The sequence below is a fragment of the Alistipes sp. genome (assembly GCF_048465575.1).
Classification (GTDB): domain Bacteria; phylum Bacteroidota; class Bacteroidia; order Bacteroidales; family Rikenellaceae; genus Alistipes.
This window is the reverse complement of the sequence record NZ_DBFWLG010000042.1, coordinates 165,765-190,845: the sequence shown is the minus strand read 5'-3', so window position 1 is coordinate 190,845 and position 25,081 is coordinate 165,765. Positions and strand designations below refer to the sequence as shown.

At 64.0% G+C, this 25,081-nt stretch carries 13 protein-coding genes; 10 read left to right on the top strand and 3 right to left on the bottom strand.

Annotated elements, in window-relative coordinates; genetic code table 11:
• Nucleotides 1-2: 2 nt before the first annotated feature.
• A complete protein-coding gene (gene pheS, locus ACMQ11_RS11715) occupies nt 3-1,028 on the bottom strand; it encodes a phenylalanine--tRNA ligase subunit alpha (RefSeq protein WP_418992958.1) in 1,026 nt (341 codons plus the stop codon).
• A 75-nt stretch (nt 1,029-1,103) separates the two neighbouring features.
• Here pheS and ACMQ11_RS11710 point away from each other — a divergent pair, with 75 nt between their 5' ends.
• From ACMQ11_RS11710 to ACMQ11_RS11695, 4 genes are all read left to right on the top strand, one after another.
• Nucleotides 1,104-3,428 carry a patatin-like phospholipase family protein gene (locus tag ACMQ11_RS11710; protein WP_418992957.1) on the top strand — a complete coding sequence of 775 codons (2,325 nt, stop codon included), beginning with the start codon at nt 1,104-1,106 and terminating at the stop codon, nt 3,426-3,428.
• Nucleotides 3,429-3,516: 88 nt separating this feature from the next.
• The gene (locus ACMQ11_RS11705) at nt 3,517-5,922 is read left to right on the top strand and encodes an ATP-binding protein (protein WP_418992956.1); all 2,406 of its coding nucleotides are present in this window, start codon (nt 3,517-3,519) and stop codon (nt 5,920-5,922) included.
• Complete coding sequence (locus ACMQ11_RS11700) at nt 5,922-7,301, top strand: sigma-54-dependent transcriptional regulator (RefSeq protein WP_418993038.1); 1,380 nt, start codon at nt 5,922-5,924, stop codon at nt 7,299-7,301. Before ACMQ11_RS11705 ends, ACMQ11_RS11700 begins: the two co-directional genes overlap by 1 nt.
• A gap of 216 nt (nt 7,302-7,517) precedes the next feature.
• Nucleotides 7,518-7,739 carry a hypothetical protein gene (locus tag ACMQ11_RS11695; protein ID WP_418992955.1) on the top strand — a complete coding sequence of 74 codons (222 nt, stop codon included), beginning with the start codon at nt 7,518-7,520 and terminating at the stop codon, nt 7,737-7,739.
• 123 nt (nt 7,740-7,862) lie between these two features.
• Here ACMQ11_RS11695 and ACMQ11_RS11690 read toward each other — a convergent pair whose 3' ends face one another.
• Nucleotides 7,863-8,900, bottom strand: a complete 1,038-nt coding sequence (locus ACMQ11_RS11690; RefSeq protein WP_418992954.1) for a LacI family DNA-binding transcriptional regulator — start codon at nt 8,898-8,900, stop codon at nt 7,863-7,865.
• 162 nt (nt 8,901-9,062) lie between these two features.
• Nucleotides 9,063-11,954 (bottom strand): glycosyl hydrolase, encoded by a 2,892-nt coding sequence (locus ACMQ11_RS11685; protein ID WP_418992953.1) that lies wholly within the window; start codon nt 11,952-11,954, stop codon nt 9,063-9,065.
• 239 nt (nt 11,955-12,193) lie between these two features.
• Between ACMQ11_RS11685 and ACMQ11_RS11680 the strand changes: the two genes are divergently transcribed.
• The 6 genes from ACMQ11_RS11680 to ACMQ11_RS11655 are packed head-to-tail and all read left to right on the top strand — an operon-like array spanning nt 12,194 to nt 25,064.
• Nucleotides 12,194-13,672: an Ig-like domain-containing protein gene (locus ACMQ11_RS11680; RefSeq protein ID WP_418992952.1), complete on the top strand. Its 1,479-nt coding sequence runs from the start codon at nt 12,194-12,196 to the stop codon at nt 13,670-13,672.
• A 13-nt stretch (nt 13,673-13,685) separates the two neighbouring features.
• On the top strand, nt 13,686-16,748 hold the full coding sequence (locus tag ACMQ11_RS11675) for a SusC/RagA family TonB-linked outer membrane protein (protein WP_418992951.1): 3,063 nt from the start codon (nt 13,686-13,688) through the stop codon (nt 16,746-16,748).
• Between the two features lie 12 nt (nt 16,749-16,760).
• The gene (locus ACMQ11_RS11670; RefSeq protein ID WP_418992950.1) at nt 16,761-18,326 is read left to right on the top strand and encodes a RagB/SusD family nutrient uptake outer membrane protein; all 1,566 of its coding nucleotides are present in this window, start codon (nt 16,761-16,763) and stop codon (nt 18,324-18,326) included.
• Nucleotides 18,327-18,333: 7 nt separating this feature from the next.
• Nucleotides 18,334-21,114, top strand: a complete 2,781-nt coding sequence (locus tag ACMQ11_RS11665; protein ID WP_418992949.1) for a hypothetical protein — start codon at nt 18,334-18,336, stop codon at nt 21,112-21,114.
• 3 nt (nt 21,115-21,117) lie between these two features.
• Nucleotides 21,118-22,788 (top strand): sodium:solute symporter family protein, encoded by a 1,671-nt coding sequence (locus ACMQ11_RS11660; RefSeq protein ID WP_418992948.1) that lies wholly within the window; start codon nt 21,118-21,120, stop codon nt 22,786-22,788.
• Nucleotides 22,785-25,064 carry an FAD-dependent oxidoreductase gene (locus ACMQ11_RS11655; protein ID WP_418992947.1) on the top strand — a complete coding sequence of 760 codons (2,280 nt, stop codon included), beginning with the start codon at nt 22,785-22,787 and terminating at the stop codon, nt 25,062-25,064. Before ACMQ11_RS11660 ends, ACMQ11_RS11655 begins: the two co-directional genes overlap by 4 nt.
• Nucleotides 25,065-25,081: the final 17 nt, after the last annotated feature.

The following is a 25,081-nucleotide window of genomic DNA, read 5'->3' as shown; positions in this document are numbered from 1 at the left end:
TGTCAGAGTGCCTGGTCGAACTGGTGGAGGAACCGCACGTCGTTCTCGAAATAGAGCCTGAGGTCCTTCACCCCGTACAGGAGCATGGCTACCCGCTCAATCCCCATGCCGAAGGCGAATCCGCTGTATTTTTCGGGGTCGATGTTGTTTGCTTTCAGTACGTTGGGGTCCACCATGCCGCAGCCCATGATCTCCAGCCACCCCGTGCCCTTGCAGACCGGACACCCCTTGCCGCCGCAGAGGTTGCACGAGACGTCGACCTCGGCCGACGGTTCGGTGAACGGGAAATAGGAGGGGCGCATGCGGATGGCTGTCTGCTCCCCGAAAATCTCCTTGGCGAAATAGAGGAGCGACTGCTTCATGTCGGCGAACGAGACCCCCTCGTCGATGTAGAGCCCCTCAATCTGGTGGAAGATGCAGTGAGCGCGGTAGGAGATCGCCTCGTTGCGGAAGACGCGGCCCGGGCAGATCACGCGGATCGGGGGCTTTTGCTGCTCCATCGTGCGGACCTGGATCGACGAGGTGTGCGTGCGCAGCAGGATGTCCGGATTCTTTTCGATGAAGAACGTGTCCTGCATGTCGCGTGCGGGGTGCTCGGGCGGGAAATTGAGCGCCGAGAAGACGTGCCAGTCGTCCTCGATCTCAGGACCGTCGGCCACGGTATATCCCAATCTGGAAAAGACCTCGACGATCCGGTTCTTGACGAGCGAAATGGGGTGGCGCGACCCCAACTGTTCGGCCGAGCCGGGGCGGGTCAGGTCGCCCGAAAGGGCCGTATCGTCCGCCGCGCAGTTCTGCATTTGTTCCCTCAGGGCCGCAATACGCGCCGTGGCTTCGTTTTTGAGACGGTTAAGCTGCTGGCCCAGTTCGCGTTTGAGCTCCGGAGCCACCGTTTTGAACTCCTCCATCAGGGCGGTCAATTCGCCCTTTTTGCCGAGGATGCGGATGCGGAACTCCTCGATTTCGGCCGCCGCTTTGGGTTTGAACTCTTCGACACGTCGGAGAAGTTCATTGATTTTGTCGGTCATATTTTGAATGTTTAGCCTTTTTCCCTACTTTTGAGCAATCGCGTTTAACACGCAAAGTTATAAAAAATTCGGTATATGTTGCGTAAATCCCTTTCATTTCTGGCCTGCGTGCTGGTGGCTGCGGCCGTTTTCGCCCGCGACGTTTCGGCCGCGCAGCCCGGGAGCGTGGGGGTGGTAATGAGCGGCGGCGGGGCCAAGGGGCTCTACCACATCGGTGTGCTGGAGGCGCTCGAGGAGTACGGCGTACCGATCGACTACGTGGCCGGCACCTCGATGGGATCGATCATCGCGGCCATGTACGCCGCCGGCTACTCCCCGGCCGAAATGCGGCGGATCGTCGATTCCGGCGTGGTCCGGGAGTGGGTTTCGGGGCGTATCGACCCCAACCGCTACATGCCCTACTACCGCCAGGTGGGACACAACCCCTCGTTCATCAACCTGCGCCTGGACCTGGGAAATCCCGAGGCGAAATTCCGCATCCCCACCAACCTGATCTCCTCGACGCAGATCGACATGGCGCTGGTCGAACTGTTCGCCCCGGCCACGGCTGCCGCGAAAGGCGATTTCGACCGCCTGATGGTGCCGTTTCTCTGCGTAGCCAGCGACATGAACCACCGCCGGGCGGTGGTCATCCGCGAGGGCGATCTGAGCGAGGCGGTCCGGTCCTCCATGTCGATTCCATTGGTATTCAAGCCTATGAAAGTCGATTCGATGCTCCTTTACGACGGGGGTATTTACGACAATTTTCCGTGGAAACCGCTCGATGCCGATTTCAATCCCGACCTGATCGTCGGTTCGATCTGCACCGAGGGCAATACCCCGCCGGGACCTCAGAGCAACATTCTCGATCAGGCCTTTATGCTCGCCATGCACGAGACCGATTACACGCTGCCGGCGGACCGCAGCGTGACGATCCGGCGTGCGGTCCATGCCGGGATGCTCGATTTCGACCAGGCCACGGCCATCATGGATGCGGGCTACGTCGACGCCGTGGCGCAAATGCCGGAGATTCTCAAGCGCACCTCGCGGCGGTGGACCCCCGAACAGTACGCCGCCCGGCGCGAAAAGTTCCGCGCCGAGTGGCCGCCGCTGATCTTCAACGACTACAAACTCGAGGGGCTCAATCCGCGCCAGCAGGCCTACATCCGCGATTTCGTGCGGGTGGACCGCCGCACGCCCGGGCACCAGCGGCCGATGGGGTTTTCCGAACTGCGCGACAACCTCTTCGGCGTGCTTGCGGGCGGCGACTACACGATGGATTTTCCCGCGGTCTCCTACGACAGCGTGCGCGAACGCTATCGGTTCGAGGCGCAGTTCCACACCAAACCCAATTTCAAGATCACCCTGGGCGGCAACGTCTCCTCGACGGCTTTCAACCAGGCCTACATCGGTGTCAACTACCAGACCACCGGGCGCGTGGCGCAGCAGCTGGGGGCCGATCTCTACCTGGGTCCCATCTATACGTGGGGTGCGCTGGGCGGCCGCACGGATTTCTACCTGCGCGAACCGCTCTTTCTGGACTACTCCTACAATTTCTCGGTCCGCAACCTGCGGCACGGATCGTTCGGCAACGTCACGCGCATCGACAACACGGCCGAGGTCAAGAACAGCGAGAGTTTCTTCTCACTCGCTGCGGGTATCTCGCTCACCCACCGCAGCCTCTTCTCGCTGCGCGCCAACGGCGGGCATGTCAACTACCACTACGACTCCGGCGACCTCTTCGCCGACGATACCGACCATTCGCGCTACTCGTTCTTCGCCCTCAAGGCCGAGGTGGCGCGAAACACCCTCGACAAGTTCCTCTACCCGCGCCGCGGCTCCGACGTGCGGCTGTCGGCGATCTTCGTCACCGGACGCGACAAGTACCGCCCCTACGACGCCGGCGGATTCGTTTCACGCACCACGCGCAGCTGGTTCGGCGGGCGTTTCACGTGGGACAAGTATTTCGACATGCCCCGGTGCAGCTGGTTCTCGTTCGGATTCAATGTCGATGCCGTCTTTACAAACCACCCCGCATTCACCACGGGCGGCGCGACGCTCATGTCCCTGCCGGCCTATGCGCCCATCCCCCATGCGCAGATGATCTACATGCCCGATTTTCGGGCCGAGCGCTTCGTGGCCGGGGGCGTCATGCCGACGTTCGACCTCATGCCCAATTTCTTCTTCAGAACCGGATTCTACACCATGTTCCGCGAGCGGCGGTCGTTTATTCCCGAGACGGTGCAGGGATTCCAGGACGAGCGCTGGCATTTCATCGCCGAGGCGTCGCTGGTCTACCATACGCCCATCGGACCGGTGAGCCTGGCTCTTACCAAGTACGACCTGCGCAACTGGAAGAACATGTACCTCACATTCAATTTCGGCTACGCCATCTTCGCACCCAAAGGGACGTTCTATTGAGTGTGCAATCGAAAAAATTGTCCCGGGAGCGTACCTGCATCCCGGGCTTTTTCGTTATATTTCGGGCATGAAATAGAATTTTCGGGCAGTGAAAGAGTCGAAATTCGTCAAGACGAAGATCGTGGCGGGCTATGCGATCCTGATCGCGGTCTGCATCCTCTCGGTGGGCAACGTCTACCGGGCGGTGGTCCGTTTCTCCACGCCCGACGCCACCTACGCCCTATTGCAGCTCAAGCGCAACACCATCAACCAGACCCTCTACCACCTCTACCAGGCCGAGGGCTACGGGCAGCTGATGATCGCCGGATACCGCTCCTACGAGACGCCCTACAAGCGCGAATTGCAAAAGGTGCGCGCGTGTCTCGACTCGCTCGGGAGCCTCTCGGGCAGCGCGGATTCACTGCAACGGATGCGGCTCGACAGTATCGGGCGGCTCCTGACGGACAAGGAGCGGCGCACGAGGAGCCTGCGGAGCACGATCCGCTCGGCCGGTACGGCGAGCCTTTTGGACAAGAACATCCGCCAGCTGATCGACCCTACTGACTCGCTGGACGATACGACCCGCGTGCGCTCCGTCTCGCCGCAGGTCGTCCGGCAGGACACGCTGGCCGTGCCGCGCGCCAAGCGGCGGTTTTTCCGCCGTGTAGCCGATCTTTTCAGCCCTCCGAAAGAGGATTCGAGCCTCTTGATCTCGCGCCGCGAGGTGGTCGCGGCCGTTTCCCCCGACGCCGTGAAAGATACCATCGCCGTGGTGCTCCAGGCCTTGCAGGACAGCGTGACGCGCGAGCGGCTGGGCATCTACGAGCGGGCCTGGAACGAGGGAGTCCGGCTCAGATACAGCAACGAACTGGTCAACGACAAGATCTACCGCCTGATCCGCGACTTCGAAGCCGAGGAGACGGCCTACCTCATGGGGCGTATCGGCCGCACCGAAGCCATCCGCCGCCGTTCGTCGCGGATGCTCGGCGCGATCGCCGTCGCGGCCGTGGTGCTCGTCCTCGTGTTCGTGGCCATCTTGTGGCGCGACATCAACCGCGGCAACCGCTATCGCCGCGAGCTTGAGACGCTCAACCGCGACAAAGAGGCGCTGCTCGCGGCGCGCGAAAAGCTGATGCTGGCTATCACCCACGACATCAAGGCCCCGCTGGGATCGGTGATGGGGTATATCGACCTGCTCGCAAGGCTCGACCCGGGCCGGCGCGAGCAGCTCTACCTCGATAACATGCGCAGCTCGTCCGAGCACCTGCTGACGCTGGTCGACAGCCTGCTCGATTTCTACCGCCTCGACATCAACAAGGTCGAACTGCACGAGGTGGCGTTCGACCCGGCACGGCTGTTCGAGACCATCCGTGCGGCGTTCGCCGCAACGGCTGCCGCCAAGGGGATCGAACTGCGACTCGAGGTGGATGAATCGGCCCGCCGCGAGGTGCGGGGCGATGCGTTCCGCATCCGGCAGATCGCCGACAACCTCACCTCGAATGCCTTGAAATTCACCGACAGCGGGTCTGTTACGCTGCGGGCGGAACTTAACGAGGGACGGCTTGTCTTCTCGGTCCGCGATACGGGCCGCGGCATCTCCCGTGCGGAGCGGGAGCGTATCTTCGAGGAGTTCGTGCGGCTCGATTCGGCGCAGGGGGTCGACGGCTTCGGATTGGGGCTTTCGATCGTCGACCGGCTCGTCAAGCTGCTGCGGGGCACGATCTGGCTCGAAAGCCGCCCCGGCGAGGGGAGTCGCTTCACGGTCTCGGTACCGGTCGGCGAAGCGGAGCGTACGCCTGCCGGTGAACTGGCGAAAGGCGTGCGCGTGCTGATCGTGGACGACGACCCGTTGCAGCTTGAAATGACCGCTGCCCTGTGCCGCCGAGCGGGCGCCGAAGCCGTCTGCTGCCAGTATCCCGAATATGTGGGCAGGGTGGTTTCCGAGGGGCGCTTCGACCTGGTGCTGACCGATATTCAAATGCCCTCGGCGGACGGATTCGCCGTCCTCGAAGCGGTGCGCAAGGTCGATCCGCAGCTGCCCGTTGCGGCCGTTTCGGCCCGCGAGGAGGTCGGCGGTGAGTTCGCCGCAAGGCTTCGCAAGCCATTCACATACAGCGAACTGACCGCATTGCTCGCCGCCGTGTGCGGCCGGGCGCCGGAACCCGCGCCGCCTGCTCCTGCCGCCGGCCCCGATTTCGGTGCGCTGACGGCCTATGCGGGCGACGATGCGGAGGCCGCCGCGGGCATCCTGCGCTCGTTCGCCGAGCAGAGCGCCGCCAACTGCGACCGGCTCGAGGAGGCCCTGGCCGCCCGCGACGGCGCGGCACTGCGAGCCGTGGCGCACAAGATGGTGCCGATCTTCACCATGCTCGGGGCCGCGGAGATCGCCGCCGTCCTTCGACGGGCGGAGCAGTGCGGCGAACCCGACGAAGCGTTTTGCCGCGAGCTTCGCCGGGCGGCCGAAAATATCCGCAAACTGATCGCCGAAGCGCAAAAAAAGGTATCTTTGCCGTGATGGACACCGAAAAAATAGTGATCGTAGACGACGACGTGACCTTTGCGCTTATGCTGCGCACCTGGCTAACGAAGCGTGGTTTCGACGTCCAGACTGCTGCCAGCGTCGCGGCGGCCCGCACGGTGCTCTCCCGAGAGACCTTTTCGCTTGTTCTGAGCGACATGCGTCTGCCCGACGAGGACGGGATCGCCCTTTTGCAATGGATGGCTTCGGAAGGGATCGCCACGCCGGTGATCGTCATGACGAGCTATGCCGAGATTCAGAACGCCGTGCGCAGCATGAAACTCGGTGCCCGCGACTATGTGGCCAAGCCCGTCAATCCCGACGAACTGCTACGAAAGATCCGCGAGGCGCTCGACGCACCCGCCGCGGAGTCCTCCCGCAACACCTCCGATGAGCCCGCTTCCCGCCCTGCCGCCGTTCCGGCCAAGGCCCGACCCGCCGCCCCGGCCGCTCCGCTCAGTTACATCGAGGGCCGCAGCGATGCGGCGCGCAGGCTCTACGAATACGTCCGGCTGGTCGCCCCGACCGACATGTCGGTTCTGGTCAACGGCGCCAGCGGCACCGGCAAGGAACACATCGCCCAACTTATCCACCACTCCAGCAAGCGCGCCGGGCGGCCGTTCGTGGCGGTCGACTGCGGTGCCATCTCGCGCGAACTGGCCGCCTCGGAGTTCTTCGGCCACGTCAAGGGGTCGTTCACCGGAGCGCTCGCGGACAAGACGGGGGCGTTCGAAGCGGCCAACGGCGGCACGCTCTTTCTGGACGAGGTGGGCAACCTCACCTACGAGACGCAGGTGCAGCTGCTGCGCGCCTTGCAAGAGCGGCGCATCCGCCGCGTGGGGAGCACGCGCGAGATACCGGTGGACATCCGCCTGGTGGCGGCCACCAACGAGGACCTCGAAGCCGCTATCGCGCGCGGCGCGTTTCGTGCGGACCTCTTCCACCGCATCAACGAATTCACGCTCCGCATGCCCTCGCTGCGTGAAATGCGCGAGGACATTCCGCTCTTCGCCGATTTCTTTCTCGATGGGGCCAACCGCCAGCTGGACAAGCGGATCGTGGGCTTCGACGCCGCAGCCTCCCGAGCCATGAGCCGCTACGACTGGCCGGGCAACCTGCGGCAGATGAAAAATGCCGTTACCTCCGCCACGCTGCTTGCGGCGGGCGAATACATCACCCCGGCCGACCTGCCGGGCGAGATCACCGACGGCAGCGGCACGACCGACACCCGCCCGCTGCACGATCCCGAGAGCGAACAGGAGCGCATCCGCCGGGCCCTGGCCGCTGCCCGCGGCAACAAGTCGCAGGCGGCCAAGCTGCTGGGCGTCGACCGCAAGACCCTCTACAACAAACTCCGCCTCTACGGCATAGAGTAGCGCCGTTCCACAGTTCCGTTGTGGAATTTTTCCCCACCGCACCCCGTCGTTCCACACTTTTCCACACAGTCCGGTTTTATGCCAATCGCTGATTATCAATAAGATAATGGTGTCGTCGGTCGCATGGCACAAGGCTTGAACTTTATTCGGTCAGAACGGTTGCACGAAGCGGCCGCAGACAAAATGAAGTCAAACCTTTTTTTAAAATTCAAAGCTATGAAAAAGATGATGGTAACGATGGCAGCCCTGCTGCTGATGGTAGGTGGAGCAATGGCATGCGCACAGCAGCCCGAGAAGACCGATGCCCCCGATTCGACCGAACAGACGACTCCCCAGGAGCCGCAGAAGGAGGAGCAGAAAGAGGAGAAGACCGACGGCGAGAACACGAGCGAAGGCAGCGAGAAGAGCGATGCCGGCTCGAACTCCTCGGCCGAATAATCCGGAAATTTTAGTTAAACAGTTGTTTGCCTGTACTCCGTCCCGCAAGGGGCGGAGTATTTTTTGCCGGGAGAAAGGGGGAGATGTCTTTTCAAGAGAGTTGGCTGTGCTTTGTGCTTCGGATTATTCGCCGCTTCGGGCGGCGGCAGCCCGCAGCGACGATTCGCGGATGTTGAGCGAAGCGTCGATCACTACCTTCCGGGAGCGGCGGGGCATGGCACCCTCGTGCAGCCATTCGAGCAGAATCCGGGCAGCGGCCGCCCCGATTTCGAACGTCGGCTGTTCGACGCTCGTCAGCTCGGGCTCGACGATCGCGGCCATGGGCGACTCCGAAAAACCGACCACGGCGATCTCTTCGGGGATTCGCACACCCCGCTTCCTGAGCGTTTTCATGGCCCCGATGGCTACCGGATCGGTGATGGCGAACAGGCCGTCGGGACGCTCCTCCATCGCCAGAATCTTCATCGCCGCGGCGGCGCCGTCCTCCAGAAAGAGGCCGGCCGGAACGATCAGCGACTCCTCGGCCTCAATCCCGTGCGCCGCAAGCGCATCCAGGTAACCCGCCTTGCGCAGGATCGAGACGGAGAGGTTGTCGGGACCGGTCAGATGGACGATCCGCCGGCACCCCTCGCGGATCAGGTGGTCGGTGGCTTCGAACGCCCAGCGGCGGTCGTCGATGATGACCTCGGGGGCATCCGCTTCGTCGCAGACCCGATTGAAGAAGACTACCGGAACGCCCTTTTCGATCAGTGCCCGAAAATAGTCGCAGTTGGCCCTGTCGTCCGACACGGAGACCAGAAATCCGTCCACACACCGCGATTCGAGAAACCGGATATTGCTTTTTTCCGTCTCCCACGACTCGTTCGACTGGCAGATGAGCACCTGGTAATTATTGGCCACCAATACGCTGTTGATGCCGTTAATTACTTCGGCGAAAAACGAATTGACGAATTCCGGAATGATGACGCCGATCGAAAAGGACTGGTTCGAACGCAGTCCCAGCGAGATCAGATTCGGCTTGTAGTGGAGCTGCTCGGCCATCTCCAGCACGGCACGGCGCGTCTCGGGATTCACATCCCACCGGTCGGCGAGGGCACGCGACACCGTCGAGGTGGAGATATTGAGCCGTTTGGCAATATCCTTGATTGTAACCGGTTTCATCCTATTCAGGTGGAAAATGCGATCCGTACCGACCGTCGCAAAAAGTGCGCCGCCACGACCGTATCCCCGATAAAATTAGCAAAAAAGTTCCGTCCGTGCAAATTCCGGTCCCCGCCGGAAAAGACTTTTTCGCTCCGACACGACCGCACCCCCACCCGCGCTTCAGCGTTTTCGGCAGACCGTCAGCCGGACGGGTCCCAGCAGGCCCGAGGGCACGAGCGGTGACGAGGCCGCGTAGTGCTTCCACGTGGTAAAGGCGATGCGGCGTCGATCGGCCGGCTGCGCCCCCGAATAGAGCCACTCGGGCAGCGCGGTCAGACGCCCCGCGGTGAACTTGGTGCCCGCGGTTTCGTACGCAAGGTCCTCCGGCAGTTGCTCGTCGCCGATCAGGCGGTTGATCCAGGTATTGGCTACGCTTACTTTCAGCCTGTTGCGGCCGCTGCGAAGCGCCCCGGTCACGTCCAGACTAAAGGGCGGCGTCCAGACCGTGCCCAGGTCGCGGCCGTTCAGCTCCACGCGCGCGATGTCGCACACCTCGCCCAAGTCGAGAAGAACACGCTCCCCGCCCGCGAGGAGGTCGGCCGGAACCTCGAATCCGGTGGTATAAACGGCCGTTCCCGAATAGTAGCGCATCCGGCAGTCGTCGCTCCGATGCCAGGAGGTCAGCTCCGAAACGGTCGTATCGGCGGCTCGCTGCCTGCGATCGGCAAAAAGAATCGTCCAGGGGCCCTCGACGGGCAGCGTGCGCACGGGATACGGCTCCGCAGCGGCCCGGGAGTACGCTTTCCGGTCAGCCGGAAGCGGCTTGCGAAAGACGACGAACAGGGCTCGGGCCGGTTCCAGCACAAGCTCAACCCCGACACCCCGGCTGTCGGTATGCGTCACGCGCGCCGGCGACACCTCGCCGGTCAGCGGGTCCCACAGTTCGGGTTGCAGCCCCGCGACGCGGAACAGGGCACGCAGGTGGAACGGTTTGTCCGACTGGTTGGTCAGGTAGTAGATCTCCGCGCCCGGAGCCGAACGATGGAGGTGGTAAATCGCCCCGTCGGTCGGCGTACCGAAATCGATGTCGGGACGAAGCGCAGCGCGGGAGATCGCCTCGGCAGCGGTCATGCCGCGGAAAACCCGCCCCTTGCCGAACCGCTTTTCGCGCACGGTGCAGCCGTCCAGTCCGCCCCACAGATCGGCGACCAGACGGTCGTATCGGGCCTGGTCGAGCCGTTGCGCCTCCCTGCGCGAGGGCACCGTGGCGGGCGGTGGACCCAGCAGCAACGCGCCGCCGGCCACCAGCCGGTGCAGGGTCTCCAGCGTCCCGAGGTCCATGCACCCGTTATCTGCTAATACGATCAGACGCGACGAGAGGCCCGACGCGAAGCGCACCTCCCCGTCGCGGAAGCGGGCCCCGGCCATATCCGCCGGGAAAGCGATGCGGTAATCGTACCCTGCGGGCAGGCGGACCATGTCCGCCGGAAAGTTGTAGCGGACATCGTCATGCATCAGAAAGCAGACGTCGGCCACGGTCCGTCCCTGTTGAAGCAGGTATTGGCTGCGGGTGAGGTAGGTTATCCACTCCCCGGCGTACTCCCACCAGGTCGAAAGCCGCCCGAAAAGAGTGCCGTAACGGCCCAGCGTGAAGCCCGGAGCGGCACAGTCCGCCGGCTGGTGGGCATAGGTGTGGAAGCAGAACCGGTTGACGCCCCCTGCGAAGGCCAGGTCGCCCGGACGCTTCATCGTGCGGGGCGTGTTCTGCCAGCGGCCGTGCTCGGGTTTGGAGGTGAACGCCTCGGCGGCCACGATGCGGCGCCCCCGGAAATCGGCCTGCGAGGCGGTCAGCTTCAGTTTGGTCAGGCGCGGACGGGTATCCGGATTCCAGAATTCGTTCATCGGCACGTCCACCCGGTCCATCGCGCACGCGGGAACGGGTCCACCCTGCGCCTCGGCGTAAACCACCATCCCCCGCTCGCGGACGCGCCGCTGCATGGTGCCGTAGAAACACTCGGTCAGCAGGCTGTCGAGCAGTTTGCGCAGGTCATGAAGCACCTGCTCGCTTTCGCGGTGCGAACCCACGTAGCGGCCCGTGAAGAGGGGCAGCCAGGGCATGAAGTCGTAGCCGTTGAGCCTGCGGAACTCCTCGGGCAGACGCTTCGTCCAGTTGGAAAAGTGTGCCTCGTAGCTGTCGAAGAGGATGCCCTCGAAGGTATTGCCCAGATAGGGCTCCGTGGCGGCAAAGAGCCGCCCCAAAAGCTGTTCGAACTGAAAGTCCGCGTCGTCGGCATCGAGTTTGTTCACTTCGTACCCCTCGCCGCCGTAGGCCGCCGGGTGGGATTTCTTGCCCGTCAGCGTGTAGCCGAAACGGATCACCGTCCAGCTGCCGTCGGGTATTCGGCAGCGCAGCCACCCCGAAGCGTCCGTCGAAGCCGTGAGGTCGAGGACGCTGTCCCGGGGGATGGTCTCCGAGGGCTCCGGCCGGAAAGGGGTGCGGAGCATGGCGCCGTTCTTCATCAGAATCTTCGATTCGAGCTCCTCGATCCGCCCGGCGGCATAGCGCGCCGGCACAGCCAGAACCGCCACGTCGCGGTAGAAGCCGCCGACCCTCATCGGCACGGGCAGTTGCAACTCCGCCTGCCCGCCCGCAACCGTCGTTTCGGCCCATACGAGCTTCTTCATGGCCCGCTCGGGTGTAATCCAGGGGCCGCCGCTGCCGGACCACCCGGCGCCGGTCATGGTCGTGAACTTCAATCCCAGCGAGTCGCACACCTCCACGGCATACCTTACCAGACCGAACCACTCTTCGGAGGCGAACTCCACGGGACCGCGGGGCAGGTAGATGTGCGTATTGAAGAGCTGTACGCCGCGGATGCCGACCCGGTGCATGGCGCAAAGGTCCTTGCGGATGCCCTCGCGCGTGACGTTTCCGTTGATCCAGTGCCACCAGGTCATCGGTCCGTATTCGCGCCCGGGCGAGCGGAAGGTCTGTTCCGACAGCGGTCGTGCCGCGATCGGGAGGGCCAGGCTCAGGCTCAGGCCGAGCAGAAAAGTTTTGAGCGTGTTCATGGGCGGCATGGGTTTCGGTTCGGGACCCGCTATCCGGGCTCCCAACAAAAATAACGATTCGGAGCGCCGAACCGACGGGGAAACGGAGATAAATTACCGGGAACGTTCCCGGGCGCGTTCCCGGCGATTTTTCGCCCGAAAGGCGTCCGATCATCCTTTTTTATCCCTTATATTTGTTTCGGACCGCCCGAACGGCGTATCCGCCCGACCGTTCGCACTACAAACCTAAACCCCTTGCCATGAAAAACCTTTCCCGCTATTTGTTTTGTCTCCTTGCGACCGGGCTCATCTGTGCTGGGTGCGATGAGAGCCCGACGGAAGAGGGTGCCGGCACGATCCGCGTCGAATCCATCTCCCTCAACACCCCGGGCAACCGGATGACGCTCATCCGCACGCGGACCTTCCAGTTGGAAGCCACCGTCTTTCCGGAAAATGCAGCCGACAGGGAGTTCTCCTGGTTCAGTGCACACCCCGAAATCGCCTCGGTCTCGGAAACGGGACTGGTGACGGCCCTCACGGAGGGTGAAACGATCCTCGGCGCCGTGGCGCACGACGGGGGCAAGCGCGCTGTGGTGCGGCTCACCGTCACCAAATACATTGCCGAGGTGCCCATCACCGCAATCTCCCTCGACCACAGCGAACACGATTTCTCGTCGATCGCCGACCCGCCCCTGCAACTGGTCGCCACGATCCGGCCCGCCGAGCCGACCATGCCCCTACTGGCGTGGAGTTCGGATGATCCGTTCGTGGTGCAGGTCGATGCCGACGGATGCGTACGCATCGTGGGCGGCGGCACGGCGACCGTGCGCGCTTCGGCCGTCGACGGGGGCGACGCCTTCGCCGCTTGCCGCGTGTCCGTGCCCGGCACGGCCATCAAGGACCGCAACTACGACTCGGTGGGCACGATCTACGCCGACGACTATTACAAGATAGTCTACGAACCGGTTACGATCACGGTTCCGGTGCTCGACGAGGAGGGAAACCCCGCCGGCACGACCACCCAGACGTGGCTCGACCGCAACCTCGGGGCGCGCCGCCGCGCCGTCGCGTCCGACGACCACGAGGCGTTCGGATCGCTGTTCCAGTGGTCGCGCAAGGCCGACGGGCACGAGAAGATCGTCTGGACCCTCGACGAGGAGGGCTACCCCCTGGGCACCCCAGCAACGGGCACGCGTACCGAGCAGGCCGCGAGCCGCGAGGATGCCGGCCACGCCGATTTCATCGTCTTCAAGGGCGACTGGAGCACCGACAAAATCTCAGCTGGCGGTCTCTGGGGCGGTAAGACCTTTTCGGTCTCCTCCTCGCTGGCCAGCTACGCGACCCACTACGGGAACCTCACCTGCCACGCACCCTTGGACGATCCCGCGCAGGCCAACAATCCCTGCCCCTACGGCTACCGCGTGCCGACGGTCATGGAGCTGCACCAGCTGATGATGGCCGCATCGGGGACCGAAACGATTGTCTTCAACGGCGTGAACACCGCCGCCGGTATCGGCCAGACGCTTTCCGAAGCCCCCTATTTCCTGCCCTGCGCCGGCGACCGGGCCTACGCGAACGGTTCGCTCACCAAGGCCGGCACCTGGGCCATACTTTGGACCAACAGCGCCCAGACGGCAGCCAACGGCTATCCGATGCGGGTCGACAAGGCCAAGCACCAGTACCGCATCAGCGGAATCCAGCGCGCCGTAGGCTCGCCCGTGAGATGTATCAAAGACTAATTCCTCGAAAAAGATGAAAAATATACTCCTTATATGCCTGTTCATGGCCTTGTGGGGCGCATCCGCGGCCCCGCAGGCCGCCCGGACCGTCACGGGAACGGTGACCGACGAGTCGGACCGCCCGCTGGTCGGAGCCACGATCGTCGTCGCGGGAACCGTTCAGGGAACCACCACCGACTCCGAAGGCAAATTCACGATCCGCATCCCGGAAAGCAGAGACCGCATCGACGTTTCGTTCGTAGGCTACCTGGCCCGTACCATCACCCTCGGTACCCGCACGCATGTGGACATTCAACTCACGGAGGCCGCCAATCCCATCGACGAGGTGATCGCCATCGGCTACGGCAGCAAGACCAAGGCCAATGCCACGGGCGCCGTGCAGAACCTCTCGGTGACCGACGCCGCCATGCGCGCGGTCAGCTCCACCGACATGCTGCTGCAAGGCAAGGCCGCAGGCATACAGATGATCCAGAACTCGGGACAACCGGGTGCCGACGCCCTGGAGATCCGCATCCGCGGCATCTCGTCGATCGACAACAACAGTTCGCCGCTGGTGATCGTGGACGGCGTGGAAAGCGACATCAACCGGGTCAACCCGCGCGACATAAAGAGCGTTTCGGTTCTGAAAGACGCCTCGTCGGCGGCCATCTACGGCAACCGCGCCGCGGCGGGCGTCATCATCATCGAGACCAGGACCGGCCGCAAAGGGATCGAGATCAACTACTCGGGAAGCGTCTCGGCGCATTTCGCAACCCGTCTGCCGGAGCTGGTCGACGATCCGGTGCAGTATATCGACCTGGCCAACGAGGCGTTCCTCAACACGGGGCTCAAACCCAAGTACACCGAGGCGACCCGCCAGCAGTGGATCGACCGTGAGATGAAGACGCGCCAGCCCGTGGACTGGAAAAAACTGCTCTTTGAGACCGGAATGATGCAGACCCATTACGTGAATGTCTCGGGTGCGGGCGAACGCTACGATTTCTCTTTCTCGACAGGCTACCGCGATCAGGACGGCGTGGTCTTCTCGACGCGGGCCGACAAACTCGACTACCGCCTGAAGATGAACGTCCTGTTCTTCGACAAGAAGCTCAAGATCGGCGCCCTGGTGAGCGGCTACGAGACCAGTTCGCACGAAGCCCAGGCCGCCAATACGATCATCAACCGCTACGTGGCCAACCGTCCCATCCTCCATTTCAAATCCACCGAGGGCGGGCGCAACATCTACGGCGCGGGAGCCGCATTCTACGCCATCGAGGAGCTGGGCGGCGGCAACGACCGGCGCTACTCCGACCTGAACAGCACTTTCACCGCCACGCTGACGCCTGTCAAGGGACTGACGCTCAAAGCTCTGTACAACCAGCGCAATTCACGCATCCGGCTGACCAAATACATCCCCTCGTACGAGCAGAGCGCCAACGCCGAGGTGACGACCGGAACGCTGAAGCGCTCCGAGCTGACCGAGCGGGCCGACTGGAACAAACGCCGCACGTTCAACGCCACAGCCGGCTACAAGGGGCGGTTCGGACGCCACGACATCGACCTGCTGGTCGGCTACGAAATGCGCGAAACCTGTTCCGACTGGAATCAGGTGAAAGTGATGGACCTCAAGAAGAACGCCCCGCTGATCTCCTATGGCGACCCCAACACGCTGACCGTGGCGGCCTCCGCGTCGGAGTACGCCGCCATCTCGCTCTTCGGCCGCCTTTCCTACGAGTTCGACAACCGATACCTGGTGGAGCTGAACCTCGGCCGCGACGGCTCTTCGCGCTTCGCCCGTGGGCGCCGCTTCGGCTGGTTCCCCTCGGCGGCCGCGGCTTGGCGCGTCTCGCAGGAGCGGTTCCTCAAGGAGGTCGCGTGGATCGACAACCTCAAGCTGCGCGCCTCGTACGGCCGGCTGGGCAACGACAACATCGGCAGCGCCTACACGTTCACCGACCGGATGAGTTCGCAGGAGTATTACTCGTTCGGAGGCACGCAGGTGGACGGCTCGGCCATCACCCTGCTCTCCAACCCATTCACCTCGTGGGAGACGGTCGAGCAGGCGAACATCGGTCTGGATTTCGACTTTCTGAACGCTTTCTCTTTCTCGGCGGACATCTTCCGGAAAGACGTCAGCGACATGCTCGGACGACTCTACCCCGTCGTCTCGCTGGGAACCGGAACCAACGGCGCGCCCCAGAACGTCGGCCGCATGCGCAACCGCGGCATCGAGGTTTCGCTGAGCTACACCAAACGCTTCCGCAACAAATTGCGCCTCACGGTGGGCGGCAACCTCGCCTGGGTCGAGAACAAGGTCATCGACCTGGGCAGCAACCGCGACCAGTGGCACACCACCGACGGTTCGGTCCGCTCCGAGGTGGGTTATCCCATGCAGTCGCTCTACGGTTACCGATGTATCGGACTGTACCAGGTGGACGATTTCACGTGGCAGAACGACAGCGACCCCGCTATCCCCCACATGGAGCGCCGATACGCGCTCAAGCCGGGCCGCACGACCACCACGCTGCACGCCAATCCCCGCCCGGGCGACCTGCTGTTAGAGGACCGGGACGGCGACAACGAGATCACTACCGACGACATCGTGCGGCTGGGCCGCGGACGCTCGGACCTCACGTTCGCTTTCAACATCGGGGGCAACTGGAAGAATTTCGATTTTCAGCTGCTGGCCCAGGGGCAGGGGCGCGCACTGGCCTACCTCCAGAATTCGGCGCCCGCCACGACAGCTTTCACGGGCCAGATATTCCGGTCGTTCGTCCGCGAGCGCTGGACCGAGCAAACCCCGCACTACCGCGCCCTGCACGCCGACAAGCAGCGGCTGGCGATCATCTCCTCGTACGACATGCACAACGCGGCCTACCTGCGGCTGAAGAACATCCAGCTGGGATATACTTTCACCGGAGCCTGGCTGCGGAAGATCCGCCTGCGCGACCTGCGTATCTACGTCACGGGCGAGAATCTGCTGACGTTCACCTCTTTCCCCAAGGATTTCGACCCCGAACGGGCCGTCGACAACCACACCGTAGGGGCCTACCCGCTCATCAAAAGCATCTCGGGCGGCCTGTCCGTTACCTTTTAAAACTCAGAACCGATGAAAAAAGCACTCTCGATACCGCTTCTCTGTCTGGCCCTCTCGGGCCTGGGAAGCTGCTCCGACTTTCTGGACCGCGACCCGGACGGAATCATGACCCCCGGTGACATCCGGCTCGAAAAAGACATTCTCAACGCGCTGAACGGCACCTACCGGGCGCTGATCCTCGACCGCAACCAGCCCTTTTGTCAGGATTTCATGGGCGACGACGCCTACTGCAACGACCCCGGTTACGGGGAACTGCTGATCTGGAAAATGGAGCAGACCCCCTCGGACATGAAATACACGCTCGACAAATGGTCGCGCAACTACGAGGGCATCCTGAGGGCCAACACAGTCATCGCCTACGCCCCCGGGGTGCATTTCGACGACGCGTCCCTCCGGGCCCGCTACATTGCCGAGGCGCTCGTGCTGCGCGCCTATTTCTACGCCGATCTGATCGACTTCTACGGCGACGTCCCTTTCCGCACCGAACCCGAAGGGCTGAAGAAGCGGATCAGCCCCCGCGTGGACCGGCAGACCGTGATGATGAACATCCTCATGGACCTGGACAACGCCGTCGGCGACTTGCCGAAGACATACAGAAATCCCGCGGACCACGGCCGCGTCACGCAGGGCGCAGCCCTGGCGCTCAAGGCCCGCATCTGCCTCTACAACAAGCGGTGGGACTGGGCCGTCGAGGCGTGCCGCGAGGTCATCGGACTGGGTGTCTACGACCTGCATCCCAGCTACCGCGAACTCTTTACGCCGGCCGTCGAGAAGACCAATAAAGAGTATATCCTCACCCAGCAGTACGTCGCCGGAAAGGATTCCGAAGGGCTTTCGGGAATCTTCTGGACCAAACTCTCGGCCTACGGCGCCTTTCAGATCGCCCACAATCTGGTCGAGGAGTACCGCATGACCGACGGGCGCCGCTACGACGACCCGCTCTCCGGCTATACCGATACGGCGCCCTACGCCAACCGCGACCCGCGGCTGCTCTACACCGTCAAGGTGGACGCCGTGGCGGACATGTCGGGGACCTCGCACACGGGGTACAAGGCGCAGAAATTCGTAGACGACGCCGCCAATCCCGACAAGATACACCGCAACGACGAGGTGGACTTTCCGCTCATCCGCTACGCCGACGTGTTGCTGATGCTCGCCGAGGCGCTGGTCGAAAAAGGGGAGTACGATTACGACGAGGTGACCGGGCTGGTCGACCGCATCCGCCAGCGGGGCGACGTGCGGATGCCGACCGTCGCTGAGGCCGAGGAGCGATTCGCGGGCCGCCGGCTCACGCTCGAAGAACTGCGGGAGGCGATCCGCCGCGAACGCCGCGTGGAGTTCCCGCTCGAGGGGCTCCGCTACTCGGACATCCGCCGCTGGGAGATCGGTCCCGAGGCTTTGGGGGACTGCTATGCCATAAGGAAGGTCACCGACGACACCGATCCGGACGACATCACCACCCGCTACGAAAAGGTGCTCTTCATGAAGCGCACGTTCAACGCCGCAAAGGGCTACCTGTGGCCCGTTCCGGCCATCGAGATCCAGACCAACCCCATGCCTCAAAACCCCGGATACTGACGCGCCCATGCAACCTCTTCGCATCCTCTGCACCGCCCTGCTCGCGGCGACGACGCTTCTCCCGGCCGCCGGACAGGGCCGCTACGCGAACGACCGCTACGAGGCCGAGGTATTCGCCGACGGCCGGATTGACCTGCGCCACAAGGCCTCGCTGCGCAGCGTCGCGTTCCGGCCCGATTTCCGGATCCTCCGCTACGAAAAAGCGCCCCGATGCACCATGCGGCGCATCGAGAAGCAGGGCACGATCGACAATCTAAACTACCGCACTTGCGCCTGGGGCGCCGAAACAGACCTCTTCCGGCTCGGAACGCCCGAGCGGCAGGAACTCGAACGGGTGGACCTGCTGCCCGGCAGGGCCATTTTCCGGTTCCGCGCCACGGAAACGGGACAACTGACCGCCTCTCTGGAACTCCCCGCGGGCGACACCGAACCGCGCATCGGCTACCGGTACCATGTCCGGCGCCGAGGCAGCTACTCGGTGGGTTACTGCGGAGCTCCCGCCATCCGACCAGCCGACGCGGAGGAGGTGTGGCAGCCGCTGGTATGGACCCAGAAGCGCTTTCCGGGCAAGTCCTATCTTACGCCCGACCACCTCTGCTCGATGCCCCTGGCAGCCGTGACGGCGGGCGGGCTGAGCTATGGCGTCGTCGCCGACCCGGCCGATTTTCCGTTCGAGCCGCTGCCTACTTTCCGCACGATGCGCTTCGGCGTGGCGCTGCGCGACGCCGCGGGCGAGGCCCGCCCGATGATCTGGGCCCCGGTTCCCGGAGCCAAGGAGTCCCTTTTCGAAGCCGGCGACACCTGTACGTTCCGCCTGCGGCTCTTCGCTGCTCCCTGCTCCATGACGGCCCTGCACGAAGACCTCGCACTCCACCTCTACGGTCTTGCCCGTTACCGGCGCACCAATGCCACGGGGAGCCTCAACGCCACGCTCGACAACATGATCGACTACGGCATGAGCCATTACAGCTGGTTCGTCGAGGAGCTGAAAGGGTGCTCGTACGAAACCGACGTGAAGCGCGCGGTCAAGAACACCTCGGCGCTCAACCCCCTGAATATCGCCCTGGTGACCGACAACGAAGCCATCTACGAACGGCGCTTTCTGCCCATGTACGAATTCATGCTCTCGCGCGAAAGCCTGCTTTTCGCGCTGGAACCCCGGACGGGCGCCGACCGGCAGGTGCCCTCCAGCACGCTGGGAAGACCCGTCATGCCGCCCTCCGAGGCGGCTGCGATCTACGAAGTCACCGGGGCGCAGTCGCCGTTTCTGATCCGCGAGATGCAGCGGGAGAAGGGCCTGGGGTCGAATCCCGCCCACGAACGCTACTGGCGCGGCCAGCTGGCCCTCTACCGGGCCACCGGGCAGCGGAAATGCCTCGCCGAAGCGCAACGCGGCGCGGATAGATACCTCCTGGAGGCGGTAGACGCGGTGCAGGACCGGTTCGACTACAAGCACCAGAACGCATCGAGTTTCTGGACCCAGCTTTCGCCCAAATTTCCCGACCTCTACGACCTCTACGAAGCCACCGGTGAGAAGCGATACCTCGAAGCGGCCCGCTACGGCGCCCGCCGCTACGCGCAGTTCATCTGGATGTGTCCGGCCATCCCCGAGGGGGAGGTGACGGTCAACGCCGGAGGCGTTGCGCCCAAGCAGAAACCGTGGGGCGAGCCGATGCGCGTCGAAGAAGAACGCGTCGCTGCGTGGCGGCTCTCCGAAATCGGCCTGCACGCCGAGTGCGGCTCGACCGCTTACAGCCACCGCGCCGTATTCCCGGCCCACCACGCGGCCCCGATGCGCCGCATCGCCGACAAGACCGACGACCGCTTCCTCGAACGCATCGCCAACTGGGCCGCCGTGGGCCGCTACGCCAATTTCCCGGGCTACCACATCAACACGGCCCGCACGACGGCCTACGAGAAGCCCGACTTTCCGCTGCGCACCCATGCGTCGATGAATGTCAATTCGATGCACTACAACCACGTGTGGCCCCACATTTCGATCGTGCTGGACTGGCTCGTCACCGACGTCGAGGTCCGCACGGGCGGCGCCGTCCGCTTCCCCGCCATTGCCGTGGAGGCCTTCGCCAACCTCGGCTGCCGCATCTACGGACACCGTCCGGGCACTTTCTACGGGCAAAAGGCGACGCTGTGGATGCCCCGCAGGCTCGCGGCCTGTTCCGATCCGCAGCTCAACTACCTCGCGGCCCGCTCGGGACGCGAGCGGCTCTACCTGGCCTTTGCGAATCAAAGTCCCGAAAAGGTCGTCGCGACCGTCCGGCTCGACGACCGTCGTGTCCGCATTCCCTCCGGCACCCGGGCCCGTCTGTGGCGCGACAACCGGCCGGCCGGCACGGTGACGGTGCGCGACGGCGAATTCGAGATCGAGGTCTCGGGCGACGGGGTGACGGCCCTTGCCGTCGAGGGCGCCGAGTTGCGCGTGGAATTCCAGGAGCAGCTGCTCGGACGCACCGAAGCGTGGGCGCACGACTATGCGAAAGGGCCTTGCGGCCGGGCCATGCTCCTCAATGCAGGCGCCCTGCAAAAACGCGTCTTCGCCTATGTGGCCTCCTCGGCCGGGCAGTACCGGCGCGCGGCCCTGCGCTACCGCATCGACGGCGGAGAGTGGAGCGACCGGCTGGACAGCTCGTTCCCGTTCGAATTTTCCGTTCCGCTGCCCGACGGAGCCTCCCGTTTCGAATACCGCTTTTTCCTGGTGGACGCGGACAGCCGCCAGATCGAGGGCCCGGTCCACACCCTGAGCCGGGAACCCCTATCCCCAAAACCCTGAACCATGCAGACACTCGATTACATTGCCATCTCGCTCTTCACCGCAGGCATCCTCTGCGCCGGGCTGCTCTTCGCCCGAAGCGGCCGGACGATGAAAAATTTCTTCTCGGCCGGCGGCGCCGTGCCGTGGGGCATGGCCGGGTTGTCGCTCTTCATGGGTTTCTTCTCGGCCGGAACGTTCGTCGTGTGGGGTTCGATCGCTTACTCCTCGGGCTGGGTGGCCGTCACGATCCAGTGGACGATGTGCGCGGCCGGGCTCATCGTGGGGCTTCTGATCGCCCCGCGCTGGCGTCGGACCGGGGCGCTCACAGCCGCCGAATACATTGCGGCCCGCCTCGGACTCGGGGTGCAGAAAACCTACACGCTGCTGTTCCTTGCCGTATCCCTGTTCACCACCGGATCGTTCCTCTACCCCGTAGGCAAAATCCTCGAAGTATCGACGAGCCTGCCGCTCGAGGCGTGCATCCTGCTCATCGGCGGCATCAGCATCCTCTACGTTACGGTGGGCGGTCTGAGGGCCGTGGTGGTAACCGACGTGCTGCAATTCGTCATCCTCTTCGCCGCGGTGGCGATCGTCGTGCCGCTGGCATTCGACGAGGTGGGCGGCGTGGCCGGATTTCAGGACAAGGTGCCCGACACCTTTTTCGACCTGACCAACGAGGAGTACTCCTGGGATTTCATGATCGCTTTCGGGATTTACAACACGATCTTTCTGGGCGGAAACTGGGCCTATGTCCAGCGCTACACGACCGTCCGGGACCCCCGCAGCGCCCGGAAAGCGGGTTGTCTGTTCGGAGCGCTCTACACCCTGAGCCCCGTTCTGTGGATGCTGCCCCCGATGATCTATTATGCGGTCGATCCCACGCTGAGCGGGCTGAACGACGAGGGCGCCTACCTGTTGATGTGCCGCGAGGCGCTGCCCGCGGGGCTGCTGGGGCTGATGCTCGGAGGCATGATCTTCGCCACGGCCAGTTCGCTCAATGCCACGCTCAACATTTCGGCGGCGGTCTTTACGAACGACATTTTCAAACGGCTCAGACCCCGATCGGGCGAGCGCACGCTGGTGCGGACGGCCCGCGCCTCGACCATCGCGTTCGGCGTGCTGGCCGTTGCGGTCGCGCTGCTGATTCCCCGGATGGGCGGCGTGGTGAACGTGGTCATCAGCGTCGGGGCGCTGACCGGAGTACCGCTCTACCTGCCCGTGGTCTGGTCGCTCTTCTCGCGCCGGCAGACGGGCCGCACGGTGCTCGGCGTGACGGGGCTGAGCCTTGCGGTCAACCTCTTCTTCAAGTTCGGCGCTCCCCCGCTCTTCGGCTTCTCGCTCACGCGGGCCGAAGAGATGATCCTCGGCGTCGGATTCCCGTTCGCGGCGCTGGCGCTCTGCGAACTGAGGGCGATCGGCCGGGGAAGCGTCTCGCAGCGGTACCTCGAATACCGAGCCGCCCGCCGGGATGCGCCCTGTGCCGACGCCACGCAACGCGCCGAATCGCAACGCGAGAACGCATACAGCCTGCGCGTGGCGGGTGCAGGTATCCTGCTGGCCGGAGCGGCCATCGTCGCGCTGGGCGCGGCCGCATCCTCGGGACAGGGGGTCGTATGCGGCACGGGAGCCGCACTGGCTGCGGCCGGAGCCGTGATATATTACAGGAACAAACCGAAACAAAACCGTTTATGATTATCGGAACAGCGGAAACGAAAGGCCGCGAGGTGCGCTGCGAACGGATCGACGCCGACCTGGTCGTCGTCGGGGGCGGCATGACGGGCGTCGCGGCGGCCATCACCGCGGCACGCGGCGGCACGCGGGTCGTACTGATCCAGGACCGGCCCGTGCTGGGCGGCAACGCATCGAGCGAGGTGCGGCTGTGGGTGCTCGGCGCCACCTCCCACATGGGAAACAACAATCGGTGGGCCCGCGAAGGGGGCGTGATCGACGAAATACTGGTCGAGAACATGTACCGCAACCGCGAGGGAAATCCCGTGTTGCTGGACGCCCTGCTGCTGGACAAGGTGCTCGCCGAGAAAAACATCCGGCTGCTGCTCAATACCGTCGTGACCGACGCGTGCAAATCGGACGGGCGCACGATCGCCTCGGTGGAGGCGTTCAACCCGCAGAATGCCACCCGCTACCGGGTCGCGGCGCCGCTCTTCTGCGACGCTTCGGGCGACGGGATCGTGGCCTACCTCTGCGGAGCCTCCTACCGCTTCGGCGCCGAGGACCGGCAACTCTTCGGCGAGGGATTTTCCCCCTCGGAGCAATACGGCGAACTGCTCGGCCACACCATCTATTTCTACACCCGGTTCACCGACCGGCCCGTGCGGTTCACGGCTCCGGACTTTGCGCTCAGGGAGATCTCCGTCATCCCCAAATACCGCAACATCCGCCCCGATCAGTGGGGCTGCAACTACTGGTGGTTCGAATACGGCGGCAAGCTCGACACCGTGCACGATACCGAGCGGATCAAATACGAGTTATGGCGCATCGTCTACGGGGCCTGGGACTATATCAAGAATTCGGGCAGGTACCCCGAAGCCGAAAACATGACCCTCGAGTGGGTCGGAACCATCCCCGGAAAGCGCGAAAGCCGCCGCTTCGAAGGGCTCTACATGCTCCGACAGCAGGACATCGTGGAGCAAACCCGGTTCGAGGACGCCGTCTCGTACGGCGGCTGGGCCGTCGATTTGCACCCCGCCGACGGGGTCTATTCCCCGCTGCCGAGCTGCAACCAGTACCACTCCAAAGGCATCTACTCCATACCCTACCGCTGTTTCGTGAGCCGCGACATCGACAACCTCTTCCTGGCGGGCCGTCTGATGAGCGCCTCGCACGTGGCATTCGGCTCCACGCGCGTGATGGCCACGGCCGCCCACGGCGGGCAGGCCGTCGGCATGGCCGCCTCGCTCTGCCGCACCCATCGCTGCCGCCCCGCCGACCTGCTCGAACCCCGCCGGATGCGGGAGTTGCAGCAGCGGCTCAACCTCGCGGGGCAGAGTATTCCGTTCGTGCCGATCTCCCGCAAAGGCAACCTGGCCGCCGAAGCCCGGATCGCCGCCTCGTCGTCCCTGTCGCTCGGTCTGATTCCTTTCTCCAGCCGTTGGATTCGCCTGGATCACTCCGCAGCCCAGCTGCTGCCCCTAAAAAAAGGGACTGCCTACTCGTTCCGGGTACTGCTGAAAGCCGACGCCCCCACGGAAATCGCCGCGGAACTTTACGTCGCACGCAACCCCCACAACTACACCCCGGATCGCCTCGTTCAGCGCCGCATCCTCCGGCTCTCGGAGGGGCGTCAACAGGTCGACATCGCTTTCGAGCGGAGCGTACCGGAAGATCAGTACGGCTTCGTCGTCTTCCGCTCGAACCCTGCGGTCGAGATCGGCGCCAGCGATTTCCGGTATACGGGGGTGCTCTCCCTCTTCAACCGCTTCAACCTCCAGGTCAACAACCACGGACGGCAAACCCCGCCCGCGGGGAGCGGCTTCGAGGAGTTCGAGTTCTGGTGTCCCGAGCGGCGGCCCGGGGGGCACAACATCGCCATGCGCATCGCCCCGGCCATCGAGGATTTCGGTCCCGAAAATCTCCTCAACGGCTATATCCGTCCCACCGTTTCGTCCAACGCCTGGGCTGCCGACCCAGCGGAGGAGGCCCCGGAGCTCACGCTCGTGTGGGACGCGCCCCGCACCGTGAAGCGGATCACGCTCTACCTGGACAACGACTACGATCATCCGATGGAGTCGTCGCAGTACGGCCATCCCGAGCACATCGTCCCCTTTTGCCTGCGCGAATTCCGCATCCTGGACCGGGAGGGGCACACCGTTGCGCACGTCGCGGACAACCACGCGACCGTGGTGCACTGCACACCCGAGCGGCCGCTGACGACCGATCGGCTGACCATCCGGGCCGTACGCCCCTCGACGGAGGTTCCGGCGGCGATCTTCGGCATCCACATCCGCTAACCCATAAACCGTCCGAT